Consider the following 18,257-nt stretch of genomic DNA (forward strand, 5'->3'; position numbering starts at 1 on the left):
CGGCGCCGGTGGCCGGGGCCGCCGCACCGCCGGGCCGGGTGCCCCGGACCGGGGCCACGGCCCGGGTACTCGTCGCCGGGGCACCCGGGTCGGCACAGGGGCACGGCCGGTACTCCAGGCCCAGTTCGCTGTCCACCGCCTTGCTGGTACGGGTCGCGGCGGCGGTGACCTCCGCCCAGGAGCCGTACTTGGCGTACAGCTGATCCGCCGTCGGGCCGAGCGGATTACCGTACTTCTCCTGGTTGCGTGCCTCCAGTTCCCGGACCTCCTCGGGCGTCATGCCCGCGCGGACGACGTCCTTGGCCTCGTTGCGCAGCCGGACCAGCCGGCGGGCGATCTCCTCCTCGGAGCGCCCCTCCGCCCGCATGGCGCACTCGACACGGTCCATCTCGCCGAGGAGTGCGTGGTAGCGCATCCGGTGCTCGCGGGACTCCTCGCGCTCCTGCGGGGTCTCCCGCCGGATCATGCAGACGACCTTCTCCGGGCTGGTGCACGGCCCCTCGCTCGGCGGCTCCTGGGAGAGGGGCGCCACGATGACCGAGCCACCGCAGTCGGCGGTCGCGCAGCGCGGGGCACCCCATCCGGCCGGGGCGTCCGGAAGCACGGGCAACGGGGAGCCGTCGTCCGGCCCGCCGGGGTGGACGATGCCGCCGGGGTGACCGGCGTACCGCAGCCGCGTGGAGAACGACCAGGCGGTGGTGGCGATTTCCAGGGCGGAGGGATCCCACACCGGCGCCCGGGGAACGGTACGGGTACGGCCGGCGACGGCGCCGTTCCCGGTGTACCGGAACCACCAGCCGCCCCCGTCGGCGGTGAAGGTGCACGGCCCGGCGGCGCGGGGCGCCGGAATGCCGCCCGGGGAGACACAGGCGGACGCGTCGGCACCGGTGGGCAGCGGCGGCACGGCCGGGGACATCGCGGCGGAGTCGATACGGGCCGGTGGGGCGCTCCCGGGCGCGGTGGTCCCGGAGGCGGCCGTCGCCGTACTGACGGACGCCGTCACAGCGGGGGCGGTCGGGGGTGCCGCGCTCGCGGGCACGGCGGGGAGCAGAAGGGCCAGGGCGGAGGCGGCGAGCAGCCCCGCCCCGGCACGCAGTGTGTTCTTCACGCGTCCGTGCATATCCGCTGGGCGGTGGCGCCGTCGGCGGTTCGGGCCGGGTGTCACCCGGACGCGTCGGTCGGGGTGCGCGCCTCCTTGACCCGGGGCCCGCCGCACCGCGCCCGGCGCATCAGGGACACGCCTCCGGGCCGTGCGGCCGAAGTCGCACGGCCCGGAGGCACGAGGCACCGGAACGCAGGACGCCGGACGCCGGGACCATACGGCGACGAGCAGGGCCGGGCACCTGTGGTCGAGAACGCGCCCGGATCAACGTGGCCGGATCAGCACAGCGGGATCAACGCGCCCGGATCCAGCGCGGCCGGATCGACGCGGCTGGATCAGAGCGGCCGGGGCTCCTCGGGCCGCACGGGCCCCGGGGGCCGCCACATCGCCGTGGTCTCCAGCGGCCCCACGCGCGGCCGGTCGAGGACGGTGAACCCGAAGCCCTCGTAGAAGGCGACATTGGCGTGATCCGCAGTGGTCAGGAAGACACCGCCCGGGGCGGGTGCGGTGGCGAGCAGCCGACCGAGCAACAGGCGCCCGGCTCCCCGGCCGGCCGCCTCGGGCCGTACCCCGATGAACTCCAGCGTCCACGCCCCGGGCGGCGCCAGTGACTCCGTGCGGTGCAGATAGCGCAGGGTCCGGGTCAGCGCCCGTCCGCCGCAGAGCGTCAGGGTGCGCGCGGCCCAGCGCGCCTGTGCCCCGGCGGACGGATCGGCGCCCGGCGGGGTGAGCACGGCCGCGCCGGTGGCCCGCCCCCGGCCGTCGGTCAGCAGCAGCCGGCGCGAGCCCGCCACGGTGGCCTGCGTGTCGAGCAGGACCGTGAACCAGCGCTTCCGTACGACGTCGGAGCCGTGGCAGATCCACTGGGTGGCGCTCTCGCGGGCGAAGGCCGCCGCGAGGACGTCCGCGCAGACATCCGGCGCGGGTGTGTCGTCCACCCGCCACTCCTCGGTGCCACCGGACCGCCCCTCTCCTGTGGTGTCAGCCACCGATCCCCCTCGGACGCAGCGGTGCCTCGGTCACCAGATGGCACACCAGCAGCTTGAGGAAGAACAGCGGGGCGAACCAGAGCAGTGCGGCGGGTGTCGGCAGCCAGAAGAGGTTGACCAGGACGGCTGCCGTCCATGTGGCCATCGCCACCGGGCGCTTGATGTGGACGGGCGTGAACTCGACGGTCACCGCGCCGAGCAGCAGCAGCGCGGCGTTGACCGCCGTCCAGCCCATGTCCCCGTCGAGGACGACCAGCCCCATCGCGGCCAGGTGCAGCAGGTGCGCGCCGGTGAACAGCAGCCGTCCGCGCCGTACCGCGGGACCGGGCCGGTGGTACCAGCGTTTGGCGGCGTTGGTCGCGTTGGTGAGGATCCCGCCGACGAGATCGAGCCCGGCGAGCGCAACGATGGCGAGTTGTGGACCGGACCAGTCGTCGAAGGAGTCCGATGCCGTGATGCCCGCCGCGAGCAGCAGGACGCAGACCAGCGCGCCGGCGGCTTCGACGGCCGACTCCGCCCGGGACTTGCCGGGGCCCATGAAGCGTTCGAGCCGACCCGCCAACCCGCCGGGTGTCGCGGGTATGTCCCAGTCGACTTCCAGGTCAGCGCGCATCGGCGGCTCCGCTCCACAGGCCGTGCAGCAGCTCCCAGACCTGCCGGGTGTCGGGCTCGTGGCCGTCGCGCAGCCACGCGGCCAGGGCCCAGGCGTCGCCGGCCCGGAGCACCGACTCGGTGGCCGCCACGAGCAGTTCCCGGTCCACATCCGTACGGATGACGCCGATCCGCTGCCCGTCGGCGACGACGGAGGTGAACCAGCCGGTCCAGACCGTCCCACCGGCGCGCGCGGCGGCCGCCCCGGCGAGCACGAGGTCGTCGGGGTGCTCCCGCAGATGGGCCGAGAGGGCCCGGGTGCCGGTCTCCAGGGCGGCCCGGAACGCCGCTGGGTCGCGGGCGGGCTGCCAGGTGCCGAGCGCGGCGAGCAGCCGCTCCAGTACATCGTCGAGGACTGCGGCGAGCAGGTCGTCACGGCCGTCGAAGTACTGGTACGCGGCGGTCTTCGACATGCCGGCGGCCTCAATGATCTTGTTGTACGAGGCACCCTCCGGACCCTGTTCGGCGAAGTACCGGCGGGCCACGCCCAGGATGGCCTGCCGCCGTTCTGCGGGCAGGCGGTGGAAACGGGGAAGCGGACTCATGAACCCACAGTACGCACCACTGGGGTGTACCGCTAGTACACCCTGGTGGTTCTGCGGCTGCGGCATGGCGGAACACCGGCGTACGGTGGGGAGGAAGGAGTCAGGCGCGGGCCACGCCACCGGCCCCGGAGGTGGGAGCGATGGACGGACCGCTCTCCGAGCGCGAGCAGCGGGTCCTGGACGACATGGAGCGGGAGTTGTCCGGCGGCCGTGCGCAACGCCGGCGGACCGCCGCAGCGGGCCCCCGGCTGCTCGTCCTGCTCGCTCTCGGCTCACTGGGGCTGCTCGTGGCGGCCGCCGTCACCGGTGAAGCGGCGTTGATCGGCGCTTTCGCCGTCTGCTGGCCGCTGACCGTGGCGGCGGGCTTCCGTCTGCTGTATCTGCTGTACCGGCGTTCACCGGGACACAGCGGAACCGGCGGCCCGCCGCAACCGTTCGTCTGACGCGTACGGCATACGGCGGCCGGGACGGACGCCGGAGACGGAGACAGGGGCGGGCACTGGAGCGGGCATCAGCCGCCCGGGGCGGGCTCCCGCGCCGTGTCCAGGGTGAAGTCCGGTTCCTCCGTGCAGGGGCGCTTGAGTTCGTAGAAGCCCGGGACACCGGCCAGCAGGAGGAAACCGTCCCACAGCCGCCCCGCGGCCTCGCCCGTGGGCGCCGGGGAGACCACCGGACCGAAGAATCCGGACCGTTCACCACCGGCGTCGGTGACGGCCACCACCGGGGTGCCGATGTCGGTACCGGCGAGGGCGATGGCGTCCGCGTGCGAGGCGCGGATCGCCTCGTCGCGAGCGGTGGACCAGGCGGCCTCCGCGAGCCGCGCGGGCAGTCCGGCGTCGGCGAGGGCGGCTTCGAGTTCCCCCCAGTCGCCGCGCAGATGGAAGCGGTTGCCCATCGCCGTGAAGAGATCACCGAGGGCCCGCTGCCCGAACTCCTCCTCCGCGGCCGCGCACACGCGGACCGGTGCCCACATGTACTCGCCCCACTCGCCCTCCGGGTTGTCGTCCCGGTGCTCGTTGAGGACCGACAGGCTCATCAGCCGCCAGCGGACGGCGACCGGCCGCACTCCGCTCACCTCCACCAGCCACCGCGAGGTGATCCAGGTGTAGGGGCAGACAGGATCGAACCAGAAGTCCACCCTCCACGGCCCGTCCGTGTTCCCGGTCCCGATGCTGCTCACACGCTCCCCCTGTCCGTCCGTCCCGCACACCGCCGGCCCGGCAACCGGACCGCCCGGACCGCCACACTGCCGTGAAAGCCGGCCCGCCCGCCAGTCCCCGCGAACGGCGCGGCCCCGGCGAGAGTCGCGGTGACCGTCGAACCGTCATGCCCCGGCGGGGAGGTTTCCGTACCGGGTTCCGTCGTTCCACGTGCCCGCGAGGAGTTCCGTGGTGAAGCCGGGGCCGAAGGCGACGACGAGGCCCCGGGCCGCGTGCGCGGGTGACCCGTTCTCGTGGTGGCGCCGGAGGACGTCGAGGATGGAGACGCTGGAGGTGTTGCCGATCCGCGCCATGCTCTCCCGGCTGTGGCGCAGCGTGCCCGGTTCGAGTGCCAGACCGCGTTCGACACCGTCCATGATGAGCGGTCCCCCGGTGTGGGAGACGCAGAAATCCAACGCGCCGGGCTTCCAGCCGAGATCGGAGAGGAAGGACTCGATCTCGGGGATCACCTTGGGCACGGTGGTACGGACCCGCGGGTCGGTCCGGAAGTGGAAGCCGTCCTCGGTGGTACGGCCCGCGATCACCGACTGCGAGCCGGGGAGCAGATGCTGCCGTGCGCCCTGGATCTGGAAGCCGGTGGCGCCGGGGGTCGCGCGCCGCAGGACAGTGGCGGCGGCGCCGTCGCCGAAGATCCCGTTGGAGATGAAGTCGCTGAGCGAGTCCTGCTCCGGCTGGAAGGAGAGGGAACTCAGTTCGACGGCCACCACCAGCGCCGTCGCGTCGGGGTACGCCTGAAGGAAGTGGAACGCCTCGGCCAGCGCGGAGACCCCGGCCGCGCACCCCAGTTGCTGGATCGGCGTGCGCCGGACGGTCGGCCGGCAGCCGATCTCCTGGGCGATGTACGCGTCGGGTCCCGGCAGCGCGTACCCGGTGCAGGAGACGAAGACCAGATGGTCCACGTCGGCGGCGTCGGTACCGGCGAGTGCCAGGGCCTCCTCGGCGGCGCGGGCGCCGAGGCGGACGGCCTCCTCCGTGTACCGGGCGTTGCGGTCCCCGAAGGGGCGCGGGGTGAACATCTCGGTGAGTCCGGCGACAAGGTTGCGGGTCTCGACGGTGGTGGCGCGCATCAGATCCAGGCCGCGTTCGACGTGGGGGACCTCCGCGAAGTGCTCACCGACGGCGGCGACGATCTCCTGCTGGGTCACCACGTGTTCGGGGAGCACGACGGCGGGGTGGGTGATGGCGACACGGGCGCGTGGCTCGTGCTCCTCACCGAGGTATGTCGCGGGCACGGCGTCCGTCCTTCGGGGGTGGGGGGGGAAGGCCCGGGGCGCGGATGTGCGACTCCGGGCCCTGTTTCCGCGCAGGGGGTACGGCGGGCCGGGTCAGCCGGTGGCCGCGAAGTGGGGGAACGATTCTCCTGGGGAGGAGCCGGCACAGGCGCGGGGCACCATCCGACCGCCGCGTCCGGCGACACCGGCGACGGCTCCGGCTCCGGCTCCGGCAGCGGCAGCGGCAGCGGCAGCGGCAGCGGCCAACAGCAGGGAACGGAGGGCCCGCTGCCGGGGATCCGCGCGCGTCAGTTCACCGGCACGCGTGGGAGGGCGCGCCTGGAGCACGGAGGCCCGGATGTGAGCGGGGCTCCGCAGGAACGTTCCTTCGGGTGCGCCGACCAGCCCTCCGCAGAGACCACGCCGACACGACAACGACCGGTGACCTGTGGACCGGGACGCCCGGTGGCAGGGCGGAGCGCGTGATGGTCAACGGTGTTTCCTTACGCTGTGGGGGGAGCCTGGGCCTGTTGGGGGCGGCCCACGCGTTAGGAAGCATGAACTCCTGGTATTCGGCTGGACAAGATCGCCTTTCGGACACCCCGATCCACCCGGCGCCCTTCCACCCGCCACGGCCCTGCCATGAGCCGTCTCGGACGACACCGGCGCATCCGACCGTTCACGGGACCACCCCCCGCCGAAACTCCTGCGGTGAGCCGGACAGGGGTGCCACAGCGACCGGGGAGGGCCGCCGAAAGCCGGTGACCACGGAGGATCGCCTCCATCGGCACCCCGCGCCGACAGGACGGACACCGCCCGGCTCCGCGTCCGCGCCACGCACCTCCGAAGCGTCCACCGCATCGGCATCCCGGCGGGGACGTTCTCCAACTCCCTTCCACAAAAGCGTCGTTATGCGGGTGATGCCGCGCTTGACCATAACCGCTGATTGGCTGATTCCTGACTCCCCGCCCCGACATTCCGGCCACCCGCCCCCGGACGCCCCCGAAACCCCATCTCCCACACCACAGACGTGGCCCCCGCACCGACCGTGTCCACGACCTTCAGGACACGGATCCCGGGCAACCGGGCCGCCGCAAGACATCGCATCCGACAGCGGCGACACGGCGGAGAGCGCTCCCGGACGCTGCGCCGCCCCCTCACTCCGTCCGGGAGATTCCCCGCGCCGACGGGGTGACGGCCGCGCAGCTTCCGATGCTCGGGAGCCTCAGGTCCGTGAGGTAGTCGTCCACCGCGCCGCGCGTGCAGTCGCTGCGGCCGTAGACGCTGTGGCCCGCGCCCTCGTACGGCAGGAGGACCGTGGTCCCGCGCGTCTGCCGGTGCACATGGGCCGCCACCGTGTAGTGGGCCGCAGGGTCGTGCCGGGAGTGCAGCATCAGGATTCTGGGGGCCTTCGTGATCCGGAGCGGGCGCTGCGGGTTGTTCACCTCCTCCGGCCAGCCCATGCAGCCGGAGGCCGCCTCGTGGACGCGGGGTGCACCACGCATGTGCGGCGCGGCTCGCACCTCGGCCGCGGTGAGCCGGGCGTACTCGCGATGGTCCTCGGCCCGTATCCGCCAGTCCTGGCAGAAGACCGCGTGGAACGCCGGGTCGGGCGGCGGGCTCGGCCTGGGTGGTTCGAGTGGCCCGGGTGGTGGAGGCTGCGCGTCGAGCCGCGCCAGCTCGGTGGCCAGCCCGGCCCGGTCCGGGCCGTAGAACGCCCGGAAGGCCTTCGCCGTGATCATGGTCGCGGTCAGCGCGTGGTCCGGGCTCCGGGGGTCGCTCACCTCCCCCCGGTCCGCCCGCTTCAGAAGCCGGTCCCACACGGCGGTGACGTCCCGGCCGTGCAGCGCGCAGGAGTCCGTGCGGGCGCACCACCGCACGAACTGGTGGAACGAGTCCTCCGCGCCGGCGGCCGACGACACCATGAACTCCCGCGCGCCGAGGCTGTGGTCGACATTCGCCGTCAGGGTCATGGCCCGGAGCCGCTCGCCGTACCGCTCCGCGTACTGCTGGCCGATCAGGGTGCCGTAGGAGTGGCCGAAGTAGGTGATCGTCCGCTCGCCGAGGGCCTGGCGCAGCGCGTCCATGTCCTGGACGACGCTCAGGGTGTCCGCGTGGTCGAAGACCGGGCCGCTGTGCCGTCGGCAGTCCTTGCGCAGGGCGCGGTTGAAGGCCACGAGCCGCTCGAACTCGGCCTGGTCGCGCGGATACGCCGGCGGTCTGCGGTCCAGCAGGCCCTGCGAGCACCTGATCGGCGCGCTGTCGCCGATGCCCCTCGGGTCGAAGCCGACGATGTCGAACCTCGCCAGGATGTCCGGGCTGAAATAGGACGGGGCGCGCCGTACGGCGAAGTCCACCCCGGAGTCGCCGGGACCACCCGGGTTGACCAGCAGTACGCCGATTCGGCGGGCCGGGTCGGCGGCCTTGCGCCGGGCCACCGCGAGATCGAACCCGGCGCCCGACGGCCGTGCCCAGTCGACCGGCAGCCGCAGACTGCCGCACTCCGCCGCCGGGTCACGGGGGCACGGTCTCCAGTCGAGGACGCTCCGCACCGCCGGGCCGCCGCCCGGGGGTCCGCTGCCGGCCGCCGCCCCACCGGGACCTGCCGCCCCCATGAGTAACCCGACGCCGAGCGCTCCGGCGAGCGCCTTGACGAGCCTGCGCATGAAGCCCCTCCACGGTGTGCGGGACAGGGCGACCGAGGATCGCCCCCGTATCGAAGGTCGCACCGGACGGCCCGCGACGGCCAGCGTTCCGGACCGGAATCAGGGGAGGCTCCGGGACGTGGTCGGGGTCGCCCTCGGGGTACCCCCTCAGGGTCCGTGGCCCGGCGCGCAGCAAGCTCGGTCAGGGCTCGGGACGACCACCTCGGGCAGGCCCCGTGAACACCATCGGCAGGGGAGCCCGCCGACGGTCGCGGCAGTCCGGGCAGCGCGCCGTCCGCGCCTGGCGGACTCCCCCTCCCGGGTGCATCCGCCGTGCCACCGCCCGCAGTTCGCCCACCGGCTCGACCACGGCCCCGTCGTACCCGCTGCGTACCGCGCAGTGCCGACGCTGCGGCGTCCCGCCCCGTACCGGCACCGATGTCCGCGGCCCGGGCAGGGGCGGAGGGTCCACCGCACTGGTCGCAGTTCCACGCCACGGGAGGGAACCGTGATGTCGATGTCGATGTCGACGTCGCCCGGAGGGCGCTCAGCCGGGGAGGACTCCGCGAGTCGTCCAGGACCACGGCGCGCGGCCGATCACCGGCCCGTCGGGGTCGCGGTCGCCGTCGCGGCTCATCCGGCGACCCGCAGCCGGTACTGCCGGAGGGTGGCGCCGGGTGTGTCCTGGACGGACACGGCCGTCAGCCCGGCGGCCGCGGCGAGACCGTCGAAGCCCTGACGGGTGTACCAGTGCAGCACCCAAGGACGGTCGACGACCGTGCTCTGCCCCTCGTGGTGCCGCTCGTAGCGCAGCAGCGTCGTCTGCGTCCGCGCGGCCTCGTCGCGCTCTTCGGACACCACCGATACGCGCAACTCGGCACCGTCGTCGGCCGTCGCCGTGCGCACCTTGCCGATCTGGTCGGCAGGTGTGGGCGACGGGACGAACAGCGGTACCAGGGCGGTGCCGCCCTCGGCGAGGTGGTCGCGCACACCCCGAAGGGCCGCCAGGGCGGTGGTGTCGTCGGGAAGGAGGTTGAAGGTCGGCCCGGCCAGGAAGATCGCGCGATACCGGCGGGGCAGGTCCAGCGCCTCCATCCGCTGATGGTGGACGGCGACCTCGACACCTTGCTCGCGCGCCCGGCGGCGGCACCGGTCCAGCATGTCCGCCGACGCGTCGACGCCCTCGACGTCCAGACCACGGCGACGCAGGTCGAGCAGCGGATCGCCGTCTCCGCACCCCAGCTCCAGAGCCGGGGAACCCGCTTCTCGTACGAAGGACGCGCTGGGCTCCGGGTCCTGGGCGACCGCCTTCAGCGGCCCGTATATCTCGGCGACGATTCCGGTGTAGAAGTCAGCTGGATCCACGTCGGCACCCTACGGCCCAACCACGTTGCTGTCGCGGTCATTTCGGCGGCCCCGGCCACCCGCTGCACCAAGCGGCGGGGCGGTGCCCGGCGGCGTTGTCAGTGCCGGGTGCCATGCTGACCGCGACCGGAGTTCGACCCACAGGGTCCGGCTCAACCGCACGAGGGGAGGGCCGCCTGATGAGTGCTGAGTACTACCGCGCGGACAGCGAGGACGGCGACAGCATCGACGATCCGTCCGAGGACGCTCTTTTCATGATGCTCAGCGACCTGAACGGCACCGACAACACTTTCGTTGCCATCCGGCCCGATCAGGACGATCCTGTCTGGTTCGCTTCGGTCACCGTTCTGGCCGGAGGCGGTTACGAGGTCGTGCTCCACGACACCGCCCGGAACGAGCACCGGAGCACCGTCTCGACGCGCATCCACGACATCGCCCGGGACCTCACCCTGTGGATGGCCGACCGCGACTCCCCCGGACCGTGACCGGCACACCGGGTGGCCCGGGGCGGTCACTGACGGTGAGTGCGCCACTCGGGTGCGAGGACCGCCCAGGTCTGCTTGTCGTGACGGGTGCCGTCGAAGGGCCAGGACTGGCGCTGCACCCCTTCGAGCGTCATGCCGAGCCGCTGGGCCACGGCGGCGCTCCGCTGGTTGTCGGCCCGGCAGTGCCATTCGGCGCGATGCACTCCCCGGTCGGTGAAGGCCCAGTCCAGCAGGGTGCCGCAGGCCTGGGTGATCAGGCCGTGGCCCTCGGCGGCCGGCTCCAGCCAGCAGCCGATCTCACAGGAGCCGTAGGCCGCGTCGAAGTCCGTGAACATCACGCCGCCGACCAGCGTGCCGTCGAGCCAGATGCCGTAGAGGCGGGCGCCGTCGGCGGCCTGGCGTTCGGCGTAGCGGCTCAGGGTGCCCCGCGCCCCGTCGAGGTCGTCGGTGACGAACGCCGCCCCGACCCATGGCCGGATGTGTTCGCGAGCCCGGTCCATATGGGCGGCGAACTCCGCGGCATGCCAGGTCTCAAGCGGACGGAGCTGGGCACCGTCCCGCAGCGGGAGGGAGAACAAGAGGACCTCACATTGACAAAACGCTCGTTATATTTATGTACGGTAGCAGCATGCCACGTACCAAGGGGGACCACGAGGCCCGGCGCCGGGACGTGTCGGAGGCCGTCTGGCGCGTGCTGGCCACGCACGGTTTCGGCGGGCTGACGCTGCGCGCCGTCGCCACCGAGCTGGGTGCCACGACCGGGATGCTCACCCACTACTTCCCCGCCAAGCGTGATCTGGTCGCCTACGCGCTCGACCTGCTCACGGAACGCAGCGCCGCCCGCCCCCGGCAGGCGGGCGGGCCGGGCCTGCCGGCCCTCAGGGCCGCTCTGCTCGACATCCTTCCCCTGACGGCCGAGGCCACCGCCAGTAACAGGATCTGGGTGTCCTCCTGGGACACCGCACTCGCCGACGCGGCCGTGAGCGAGGACTACGCCCGTCAGTACGCACACAGCCGCACCGGGCTGCGTGATCTCGTCGTCACCGCGCAGCAGCGTGGCGAGCTGCCGGCCGGGGACGCGGAGCGCATCGCGGCGGGCGCCCAGTCCTTCGTCCTCGGCCTGACGGTGCAGGCACTGTTCAACCCGGCGGCCTTCCCGCCCCACCGCCAGGCCGAGCTGCTCGACGACTACCTGACGTCACTGGCGTCGCCGGCGTCGTGCCAGGCGGCCCCCGACGACGCGGCCCGCCCCGACGACGCGACCCCCGACGACGTGGCGCCCTCACCCTGACGGGCGAGCGCCCGTCAGGATCCATCCGCGACCCCTGGCGACGGAGCGATCACCCTGGGTTTCTTTTCGGGGGATCGACGGCCGTCCGGCATGCGCCAGGGCCGTCGAATCACCCTGAGGCACCCCGACACACGCCGGTGATCCACATCGGACCGCCAAGTTGTGTTACCGTTCAGGAGTTGCAGTTGTGGTACCCATGAACCTATGTGCGCCTGACGGGAATGTTTCTCCTTCAGGCGCATATTTTGTTATCCGGCATCTTCCGGATGGGGCCTCTGCCTACAGAAGGAGAATGTCATGGCACAGGGAACTGTGAAGTGGTTCAACGCCGAAAAGGGTTTCGGCTTCATTGAGCAGGACGGCGGCGGCCCCGACGTCTTCGCCCACTACTCGAACATCGCCACCCAGGGCTTCCGTGAGCTCCAGGAGGGCCAGCGGGTTTCCTTCGACGTCACGCAGGGCCAGAAGGGCCCGCAGGCGGAGAACATCGTCCCCGCCTGATAGCCGGACGCGTATCCGCTCGCCGGGGTCCGCACCGTCATGGTGCGGACCCCGGTTTGCGCTGTTTCCAGGAAGGCAAGTATCCGCATGTCCCGCAGGTCCCAGAAGCCGAACCGGCGCACCTCGTCGCCCCGGCCGTCCGCATCGTCCCCCAGGGAATTCCGGCTGCCGGAAAGCACGACACCCGCGCTTCCCGCCGTCGAGGACTTCGCCGGTCTGGACATGCCCGCGGGGCTGCTCAAGACCCTCACCGCCCAGGGTGTGACCACACCCTTCCCCATCCAGGCCGCCACGCTGCCGAACTCGCTCGCCGGCCGTGATCTGCTGGGACGGGGACGTACCGGTTCCGGCAAGACCCTCGCCTTCGGGCTCGCGCTCCTGGCCCGGACGGCCGGGCTGCGCGCTGAGCCCAGGGCGCCTCTCGCCCTCGTGCTGGTGCCCACCCGCGAACTCGCCCAGCAGGTGACGACCGCGCTGACTCCCTACGCGACGGCGGTCAACCTCCGTCTGGCCACCGTCGTCGGCGGACTGTCCATCACCAAGCAGGCCACCGCGCTGCGGCGCGGCGTCGAGGTGGTCGTGGCCAGCCCCGGCAGGCTCAACGACCTCGTGGAACGCGGGGACTGCGTACTCGACGACGTACGCATCACCGTGCTGGACGAAGCCGACCAGATGACCGACATGGGCTTCCTGCCGCAGATCACCAAGCTGATCCAGCAGGTACGGCCCGACGGGCAGCGCATGCTCTTCTCGGCCACCCTGGACGGCAACATCGACCGTCTGGTGCAGCGGTTCCTGACGGACCCCGTGGTGCACTCCGTGGACCCGTCCGCGGGCGCGGTGACCACCATGGAGCACCATGTGTTCCACGTCCAGGACGAGACCGACAAGAAGGCTGTCACGACCCGCATCGCGGCCCGTGACGGCCGGGTCATCCTCTTCCTCGACACCAAGAGGTCCGCCGACCGGCTCGCCAAGCGGCTCCTGGCCGCCGGTGTCCGCGCGGCGGCGCTGCACGGAGGCCGCTCCCAGCCGCAGCGGACCCGCACCCTGGAGCAGTTCAAGAACGGCCAGGTCACCGCGTTGGTGGCGACGAACGTCGCGGCCCGGGGCATACACATCGACGACCTCGACCTGGTCGTGAACGTCGATCCCCCCACCGACCACAAGGACTATCTCCACCGGGGCGGCCGTACGGCCCGTGCCGGTGGCTCGGGCAGCGTGGTCACCCTGGTCCTGCCCGAGCAGAAGCGGGACGTCACCCGGCTCATGTCGGACGCGGACATCCGCCCGCGGACGGCCCGCATCAAGTCGAGCGACGCGGAGCTGTCGGACATCACCGGCGCCCGTGAGCCGTCCGGTGTGGCCATCACCATCGAGGTCCCCCAGCCCACCGCGCCGGCGAGGACCGGTGACGAGCCGGGCAGGCGGTCCAGCCGCCGGCGCCGAAGCGGCGGCGGGACCGGGTCCGCGAACGGCACGGCCACCGGAACGGGCGGCCGCGGCACGGACCGCCGGGCCGGGGGAGCAGCGGCCGGCCGTACGTCCGCGTCCGGTGGGCGCGGCTCTGCCCGCCGATCGGTGGCGGGCGGTGCCACGGAGAGCGCCGTCGGCAGGAGCCCGCGTGGCTCCGACCGCCGGTCCAGTGGTGGTACGGCGACCGGTGCCGCATCGGGCAAGGTGTCCCGTGGCTCCGACCGCCGGGGCGGCCGACGCGGCTCGGCCGCGTAGCACGGCAGGCGGCGGCCGCGTCAGCACGGCACGCGGGCATGACCCGCGTGCCCGGCGCGGCCCCGTGGCCGATGCCGGTGGGACGGACATGCCGTCCGGTGACGCTTGAGCCGGTCACATCCGAGGGCCCTGTCCGGGTCGCGCCTTCCCGAAGGCACCACCCGGACAGGCGGGCCTCGGGTGTGACCGGCTCTCCCGCGCTCGGGGCACCGCCGGAACGCCCCTCCGTTCCGCGGGCGTGCCGGCGGGCCTCAGGGGGCGGTGAGAGGTTCGGCCTCGTAGGCCCGGTGCAGAAGCTCCACGAACGACGGCGCCTCCGGCACCCCCAGCGCCCCGATCCGGCGCACCGGGACCCCCGGCGTCCAGGAGTTCATGACCACCGCCCCTGCCAGATCCGGCAGTCGGTCGAGGGTGATCTCCTCGTCCCGCTGGGGCACCCCGAGCCGGGCGAGCTGCCGGCGGACGATCCCCATCGTGGTTCCGTCGAGCATTCCGGCCATCGGCCACACCACGGCCGTACCATCCCAGAACGCCAGGTTCCAGATGGTCGCCTCGCTCAGCCGGCCCCGCTGATCGGTGAAGGCGGCGTCGTCGTACCCGTCGGCGACGGCCTTCCGCAACAGGTACGTCTTGGCGACCTCGCCGGCGTGCTTGATCTCCGGCAGGGGCCGCTCGTACGGCACCGCCGCCAGCGCCAGCGGCCCACGTGGCCCGGACGCGGCGGGGCCCGTCCGTACCAGTACCTCCAACTCGTCGTCGGCGGCGGTGAACTCGCCCGCCCGGGAGTACACGGTCACCGTCAGCGAGAGGTCCCCGGGCCCGGCCGCGAGCGCCGCCCGCAGATACTCCCGTATCCGCTCCTGTGGCACCGTGCGTCCGAAGAGTTCCGCCGAGGCGGCCCGCAGCCGCTCAAGATGCAGGTCGAGGCCCCGTATCCGGCCCCCGCGTACCTGTGCCGCGGTGAAGTGCGCATATCCTGCGAACGCCAGGGGCCCCAGCTCTTCGGCGGTGGCTGCCCGTCCGTCACGGTGCACCACGTACGAGGTCATGCGTCATCACTCCATCGCTACGGCACTGGGGAATCGCGAGGGGCGGAATGCCCGCTCACGGGACGACGTTAAGGCTTCACACCAATGGCAAGGTCAAGAGCGAACCGTACGGGGGCGGAAGCACATGCTGATCGGTGAGTTGTCGGAGCGGACCGGTGTCAGCGCCCGTCTGCTGCGGTACTACGAGTCCCAGGGCCTCCTCACTCCGATCCGCACCCCGAACGGCTACCGCGACTACGACGAGGCCTCCGTTCTCACCGTCCATCAGATCCGCGCACTGCTCGACGCGGGCCTGACCACGGACACCATCGGCGCCCTCCTGCCCTGCGCCCACGGCGCACCGCCCCGGCTCGACCTCTGCATCGATGTCCAGGCCCTCCTCACGCATGAACTCGACGCCACGGACACCCGTATGGCCGACCTCCGCCGCAGCCGTGAAGCCCTGGCCGCGTGGCTGGGGGCGGGCAGCTCCGTATAAGGAGCCCCGCCGGGCCGGGCTCGGAGGGCGAGGCACAGGGCACAAGGCACAAGGCACAAGGCACAAGGGATCATCCGGTCGGTGGCGACTCCCGGAACCGTGCCGCCAGTTCACTCCGGGAGCGGATGCCGAGCTTGGAGTAGATGTTCGTCAGGTGGTACTGGACCGTCTTGACCGAGATGAACAGCTCCAGCGCCGTCTGCTGGTTGGTGGCGCCGGCGGCCACGAGTCCCGCCACGGCCCTCTCCTGCGGGGTGAGGCGGAGCAGGCCCGGGGCGGTGCGGGCGGTGTGCACCCCGCCGGCCTGGAGTTCCCGTTCGCAGCGCTCCACATAGGTGCGGGCCCCGAGGGTGGCATAGGCGTCACGGGCGTTCTTCAGGACGGTGTCGGCCTCGCGGCGCTTGCCGGCGCGGCGGAGGGTCTGGCCGTAGGCGAAGTTCACGCGGGCCCGGTCGTACGGCAGGGGGAGGTGGTCGAGGTGCGCGAGGGCCTGTTCGAAATCCCTGCGGGCGGTGTCGATGTCGCCGCGGGCGGCGGTGAGGCGGCCCCGGGCCAGGCCGAGGCGGGCCTGGGCGGAGCGGCGGCCCCGGCGGGCGGCCCGGGCCTCGTGGGGGGTGAGGAAGGCGTCGGCCTCGTCCAGACGGCCGGTCAGGGCCAGGGCGTTGGCGTACATGTCCGGCCAGGGCCAGAAGCCCGGTTCGTCGATCGATTCCCGTACGGGGAGTTGGACCACGGGGGCCAGGGCCTCGATGACCCGTTCGTAGTCGCCCCTGGCCTCCGCCACCTGGGCGCGGGCCAGGCAGGAGGGGACGAGCATGACCTCGTAGTGGTGGAGGTCGGCGGCGGCCTCGGCCGCGTGGCGGTCGGCCGTCTCCCAGTCGCCGCGCAGGGCGTGTATCTGCGCGGCGGTCCAGTGGATGAGCGGGCGGACCGGTTCGATGCCGGACTCGGTGAGCCGGACCACGGCCCGCTGCGCGGTCTCCAGGGCGTCCGGCCATACGCCCAGCGCGAACTGGGTGCGGGCCAGCCAGCCCTGCGCCCACAGGGAGATCCGGGTGGACCCCATGCGATAGCCGGTGGGCACGGCCGCTTCGAGTCGGCGGCGGGCGGCTTCGGGTGCGTCCAGGGCGAGATCCACCCAGCCACGGCCCAGCTGGAAGCGTTGGGGCTGGGCGCCCCCGGGCAGTTCGGCGGCGGCCGCGTCGTACGCGGCGAGGGCTTCCTCGGGGCGGCCCACGGCGGCCAGGCCGAGGCCGAGCACGGCCTTTGACTCGACGGCGGACGGATCCTCCGGGTCCGCGAGTTCGATCGCCCGGCGGGCCCAGGCGACCAGGTCCCTTCCGTCCCAGCGGCCCAGGGCGTGCAGCACGCGCCGCTGACAGATCCTGGCCATCAGGTCGCGGTGGCGCTCCGGGTCGCAGCGCTTCCAGGCCTGGGTGAGGAAGGCGTCCGCCTCCGCCGGGCGTCCGCGCATGATGGCCAGATATCCGAGGACCGCATCGCGCGGGGTGTCGGCCGGGAAGCTCTCCAGTTCCGCCGCGAACGCGGTGGCCCGGGGCACGTCGCCGGCGCCGATCATCGCGTCGACGGCGCGCAGCAGCCGGTCCTCGCGGGCGGCACGTCCGGTGCTGAGCCGGCCCGCGCGGACGAGGGTGTCGGCCACGGCGGACCACTCCCCCGCCGCGGCTCGTTCGGTGGCGTGGCGATCGAGTTCGTCGGCGAGTGGCCCGTCGGCGGTCGTGGTGGCGGCCACGCGGTGGAAGAGCCGGCGGCCCCGGTCCTCGGTGATCTCCGCCGCCCGTGCGTGGAGTCCGGCCCGGCGGGTCAGGCCGATGCCGGTGAGGACGGCGGCCCGTACCAGGGGGTGGGCGAACGTCAGCAGGGCACGTCCGGGATCGACGGTGGCGGTCAGCAGACCGGCGGCCCGGGCCTCGTCCAGCGCGGGCAGCGGGGTGTCGATGCCCGCGAGCACGGCGGCCTCGGCGAGCAGGGCGTCCTCGCCCAGGACGGCGCACGCCTCCACCAGGGCCCGCGTGTCCTGGCCGCAGCGGGCGAGGCGATGGCGGACGGAGGTGGCACAGCGCGCGGGGGCGGGGAGTTCGCAGCGCCGGTCCTGCCAGGTCTCGTGGGGCAGTTCGCGCAGGAGTCGCGTCACATGGCGCGGGTTGCCCCGTGTGTGGTGGCAGAGCTGCCGGGCGGCCGGCAGGTCCAGCGTGAGGCCCGCGGTGTCCCGGGCCAGGCTCCGCACGTCCTGCGGGGTGAGCGGGCCGGGGCGTACGACGTGCTCGCGGCAGCCGTCGAGGACCTCCAGGGCGGCCAGGACGGCCGGGGACGGCTCGGTGGGCCACCCGCCCGCCTCGTACGAGTCGTACGGTTCGTGCAGCTCGTGCGGGTCCTCCCGGGCGATCAGGACGACGAGGACCCGCTCGGTGGACATGCGGCGCAGCGCCGACCGCATGGCGCGGAGGCTCTCCGGATCGGCCCAGTGGGCGTCGTCGACGACCACGGTCAGCGGTTCCCGCTCCTGCCGGGCCGACCACTGGCGGTGGAGGAGAAGGCCGGCGTCGAGGACGGTCCGCGGCGCAGCCGGGCCGGTCGGGTCGAGACCGCTGCTCTGGGCCCGGATGAGCTGGTGGGCGATCCCGAGCGGCAGGTCCGCCTCCCAGGACACCCCGGCGACCCGCAGGACACCGGGTGGGACCTGCCCGGCCGGATCGTGGCCTTCGCGGTGTTTCCAGAGGTCGTGGTGGTCCTGGAGGACATGTTCGACGAGGGCCGTCTTGCCGATGCCCGCCGCCCCCTCGACCAGGACCGTCGTGGGGTGCCCTGCTCGGGCGGCCTGTATCGCACGGGACAGCGCGGTGATCTCGCCGGCCCGCCCGATGAGGCTCCGTCGCAGCTCAGGGCGGTCGTTCATGAGCCGGACGCTAGCAGCAGGGCCGGGCGGCGGCACAGGGGGGAAGCCGCCCGGGGGCCCCGGGTCCTCCACCGGCC

16 protein-coding genes and 1 pseudogene are annotated in these 18,257 nt (G+C 73.0%); 6 read left to right on the forward strand and 11 right to left on the reverse strand.

Annotation, left to right across the window (positions count from 1 at the left end):
* Nucleotides 1-94: 94 nt before the first annotated feature.
* The 4 genes and pseudogenes from SYYSPA8_RS14195 to SYYSPA8_RS14210 form a co-directional block, all read right to left on the reverse strand.
* Nucleotides 95-604: pseudogene (locus SYYSPA8_RS14195) on the reverse strand (hypothetical protein); the annotation flags it as partial.
* Between the two features lie 833 nt (nucleotides 605-1,437).
* Nucleotides 1,438-2,091, reverse strand: a complete 654-nt coding sequence (locus SYYSPA8_RS14200; protein WP_323447502.1) for a GNAT family N-acetyltransferase — start codon at nucleotides 2,089-2,091, stop codon at nucleotides 1,438-1,440.
* Nucleotides 2,084-2,704: a hypothetical protein gene (locus SYYSPA8_RS14205; protein ID WP_323447503.1), complete on the reverse strand. Its 621-nt coding sequence runs from the start codon at nucleotides 2,702-2,704 to the stop codon at nucleotides 2,084-2,086. The genes SYYSPA8_RS14200 and SYYSPA8_RS14205 overlap by 8 nt, the downstream gene beginning before the upstream one ends.
* Nucleotides 2,694-3,287, reverse strand: a complete 594-nt coding sequence (locus SYYSPA8_RS14210) for a TetR/AcrR family transcriptional regulator (protein WP_323447504.1) — start codon at nucleotides 3,285-3,287, stop codon at nucleotides 2,694-2,696. Before SYYSPA8_RS14210 ends, SYYSPA8_RS14205 begins: the two co-directional genes overlap by 11 nt.
* Nucleotides 3,288-3,427: 140 nt before the next feature.
* On the opposite strand from SYYSPA8_RS14210, the gene SYYSPA8_RS14215 reads away from it, so the two are divergent.
* Nucleotides 3,428-3,730: a hypothetical protein gene (locus SYYSPA8_RS14215; protein ID WP_323447505.1), complete on the forward strand. Its 303-nt coding sequence runs from the start codon at nucleotides 3,428-3,430 to the stop codon at nucleotides 3,728-3,730.
* Nucleotides 3,731-3,798: 68 nt separating this feature from the next.
* Here the strand turns inward: SYYSPA8_RS14215 and SYYSPA8_RS14220 are convergent, their stop codons facing one another.
* The 4 genes from SYYSPA8_RS14220 to SYYSPA8_RS14235 form a co-directional block, all read right to left on the reverse strand.
* Nucleotides 3,799-4,467, reverse strand: coding sequence for a mycothiol-dependent nitroreductase Rv2466c family protein (locus SYYSPA8_RS14220; protein WP_323447506.1), 669 nt, complete (start codon nucleotides 4,465-4,467; stop codon nucleotides 3,799-3,801).
* A gap of 144 nt (nucleotides 4,468-4,611) precedes the next feature.
* On the reverse strand, nucleotides 4,612-5,739 hold the full coding sequence (locus SYYSPA8_RS14225) for a type III polyketide synthase (RefSeq protein ID WP_323447507.1): 1,128 nt from the start codon (nucleotides 5,737-5,739) through the stop codon (nucleotides 4,612-4,614).
* Between the two features lie 1,136 nt (nucleotides 5,740-6,875).
* Nucleotides 6,876-8,384, reverse strand: a complete 1,509-nt coding sequence (locus tag SYYSPA8_RS14230; protein ID WP_323447508.1) for an alpha/beta fold hydrolase — start codon at nucleotides 8,382-8,384, stop codon at nucleotides 6,876-6,878.
* A 612-nt stretch (nucleotides 8,385-8,996) separates the two neighbouring features.
* Nucleotides 8,997-9,728, reverse strand: a complete 732-nt coding sequence (locus SYYSPA8_RS14235; RefSeq protein WP_323447509.1) for a class I SAM-dependent methyltransferase — start codon at nucleotides 9,726-9,728, stop codon at nucleotides 8,997-8,999.
* 113 nt (nucleotides 9,729-9,841) lie between these two features.
* Between SYYSPA8_RS14235 and SYYSPA8_RS14240 the strand changes: the two genes are divergently transcribed.
* Complete coding sequence (locus tag SYYSPA8_RS14240; protein WP_407706001.1) at nucleotides 9,842-10,213, forward strand: hypothetical protein; 372 nt, start codon at nucleotides 9,842-9,844, stop codon at nucleotides 10,211-10,213.
* A 26-nt stretch (nucleotides 10,214-10,239) separates the two neighbouring features.
* On the opposite strand, the gene SYYSPA8_RS14245 is transcribed toward SYYSPA8_RS14240, so the two are convergent.
* Entirely contained in the window at nucleotides 10,240-10,791 is a 552-nt protein-coding gene (locus SYYSPA8_RS14245) for a GNAT family N-acetyltransferase (protein ID WP_323447511.1), read from the reverse strand.
* 50 nt (nucleotides 10,792-10,841) lie between these two features.
* Here SYYSPA8_RS14245 and SYYSPA8_RS14250 point away from each other — a divergent pair, with 50 nt between their 5' ends.
* The 3 genes from SYYSPA8_RS14250 (at nucleotide 10,842) to SYYSPA8_RS14260 (ending at nucleotide 13,736) form a co-directional block, all read left to right on the forward strand.
* Nucleotides 10,842-11,504, forward strand: coding sequence for a TetR/AcrR family transcriptional regulator (locus tag SYYSPA8_RS14250; RefSeq protein ID WP_323447512.1), 663 nt, complete (start codon nucleotides 10,842-10,844; stop codon nucleotides 11,502-11,504).
* A gap of 297 nt (nucleotides 11,505-11,801) precedes the next feature.
* Nucleotides 11,802-12,005 carry a cold-shock protein gene (locus SYYSPA8_RS14255; RefSeq protein ID WP_030069301.1) on the forward strand — a complete coding sequence of 68 codons (204 nt, stop codon included), beginning with the start codon at nucleotides 11,802-11,804 and terminating at the stop codon, nucleotides 12,003-12,005.
* An 87-nt stretch (nucleotides 12,006-12,092) separates the two neighbouring features.
* The gene (locus SYYSPA8_RS14260; protein WP_323447513.1) at nucleotides 12,093-13,736 is read left to right on the forward strand and encodes a DEAD/DEAH box helicase; all 1,644 of its coding nucleotides are present in this window, start codon (nucleotides 12,093-12,095) and stop codon (nucleotides 13,734-13,736) included.
* A gap of 251 nt (nucleotides 13,737-13,987) precedes the next feature.
* Here SYYSPA8_RS14260 and SYYSPA8_RS14265 read toward each other — a convergent pair whose 3' ends face one another.
* Nucleotides 13,988-14,785, reverse strand: a complete 798-nt coding sequence (locus SYYSPA8_RS14265) for an aminotransferase class IV family protein (protein WP_323447514.1) — start codon at nucleotides 14,783-14,785, stop codon at nucleotides 13,988-13,990.
* A 124-nt stretch (nucleotides 14,786-14,909) separates the two neighbouring features.
* Between SYYSPA8_RS14265 and SYYSPA8_RS14270 the strand changes: the two genes are divergently transcribed.
* Nucleotides 14,910-15,263, forward strand: a complete 354-nt coding sequence (locus SYYSPA8_RS14270; RefSeq protein WP_323447515.1) for a MerR family transcriptional regulator — start codon at nucleotides 14,910-14,912, stop codon at nucleotides 15,261-15,263.
* Between the two features lie 70 nt (nucleotides 15,264-15,333).
* Here the strand turns inward: SYYSPA8_RS14270 and SYYSPA8_RS14275 are convergent, their stop codons facing one another.
* Nucleotides 15,334-18,180: a helix-turn-helix transcriptional regulator gene (locus SYYSPA8_RS14275; protein WP_323447516.1), complete on the reverse strand. Its 2,847-nt coding sequence runs from the start codon at nucleotides 18,178-18,180 to the stop codon at nucleotides 15,334-15,336.
* Nucleotides 18,181-18,257: the final 77 nt, after the last annotated feature.

The organism is Streptomyces yaizuensis (assembly GCF_034961445.1).
GTDB lineage: Bacteria > Actinomycetota > Actinomycetes > Streptomycetales > Streptomycetaceae > Streptomyces > Streptomyces yaizuensis.

What these genes read in the sequence shown, in the direction of transcription:
- SYYSPA8_RS14205 (WP_323447503.1), bottom strand. Translation starts at nt 2,704, where the DNA reads ATGCGCGCTGACCTGGAAGTCGACTGGGACATACCCGCGACACCCGGC.
- SYYSPA8_RS14210 (WP_323447504.1), bottom strand. Translation starts at nt 3,287, where the DNA reads ATGAGTCCGCTTCCCCGTTTCCACCGCCTGCCCGCAGAACGGCGGCAG.
- SYYSPA8_RS14215 (WP_323447505.1), top strand. Translation starts at nt 3,428, where the DNA reads ATGGACGGACCGCTCTCCGAGCGCGAGCAGCGGGTCCTGGACGACATG.
- SYYSPA8_RS14230 (WP_323447508.1), bottom strand. Translation starts at nt 8,384, where the DNA reads ATGCGCAGGCTCGTCAAGGCGCTCGCCGGAGCGCTCGGCGTCGGGTTA.
- SYYSPA8_RS14240 (WP_407706001.1), top strand. Translation starts at nt 9,842, where the DNA reads ATGCTGACCGCGACCGGAGTTCGACCCACAGGGTCCGGCTCAACCGCA.
- SYYSPA8_RS14250 (WP_323447512.1), top strand. Translation starts at nt 10,842, where the DNA reads ATGCCACGTACCAAGGGGGACCACGAGGCCCGGCGCCGGGACGTGTCG.
- SYYSPA8_RS14255 (WP_030069301.1), top strand. Translation starts at nt 11,802, where the DNA reads ATGGCACAGGGAACTGTGAAGTGGTTCAACGCCGAAAAGGGTTTCGGC.
- SYYSPA8_RS14260 (WP_323447513.1), top strand. Translation starts at nt 12,093, where the DNA reads ATGTCCCGCAGGTCCCAGAAGCCGAACCGGCGCACCTCGTCGCCCCGG.
- SYYSPA8_RS14265 (WP_323447514.1), bottom strand. Translation starts at nt 14,785, where the DNA reads ATGACCTCGTACGTGGTGCACCGTGACGGACGGGCAGCCACCGCCGAA.
- SYYSPA8_RS14270 (WP_323447515.1), top strand. Translation starts at nt 14,910, where the DNA reads ATGCTGATCGGTGAGTTGTCGGAGCGGACCGGTGTCAGCGCCCGTCTG.
- SYYSPA8_RS14275 (WP_323447516.1), bottom strand. Translation starts at nt 18,180, where the DNA reads ATGAACGACCGCCCTGAGCTGCGACGGAGCCTCATCGGGCGGGCCGGC.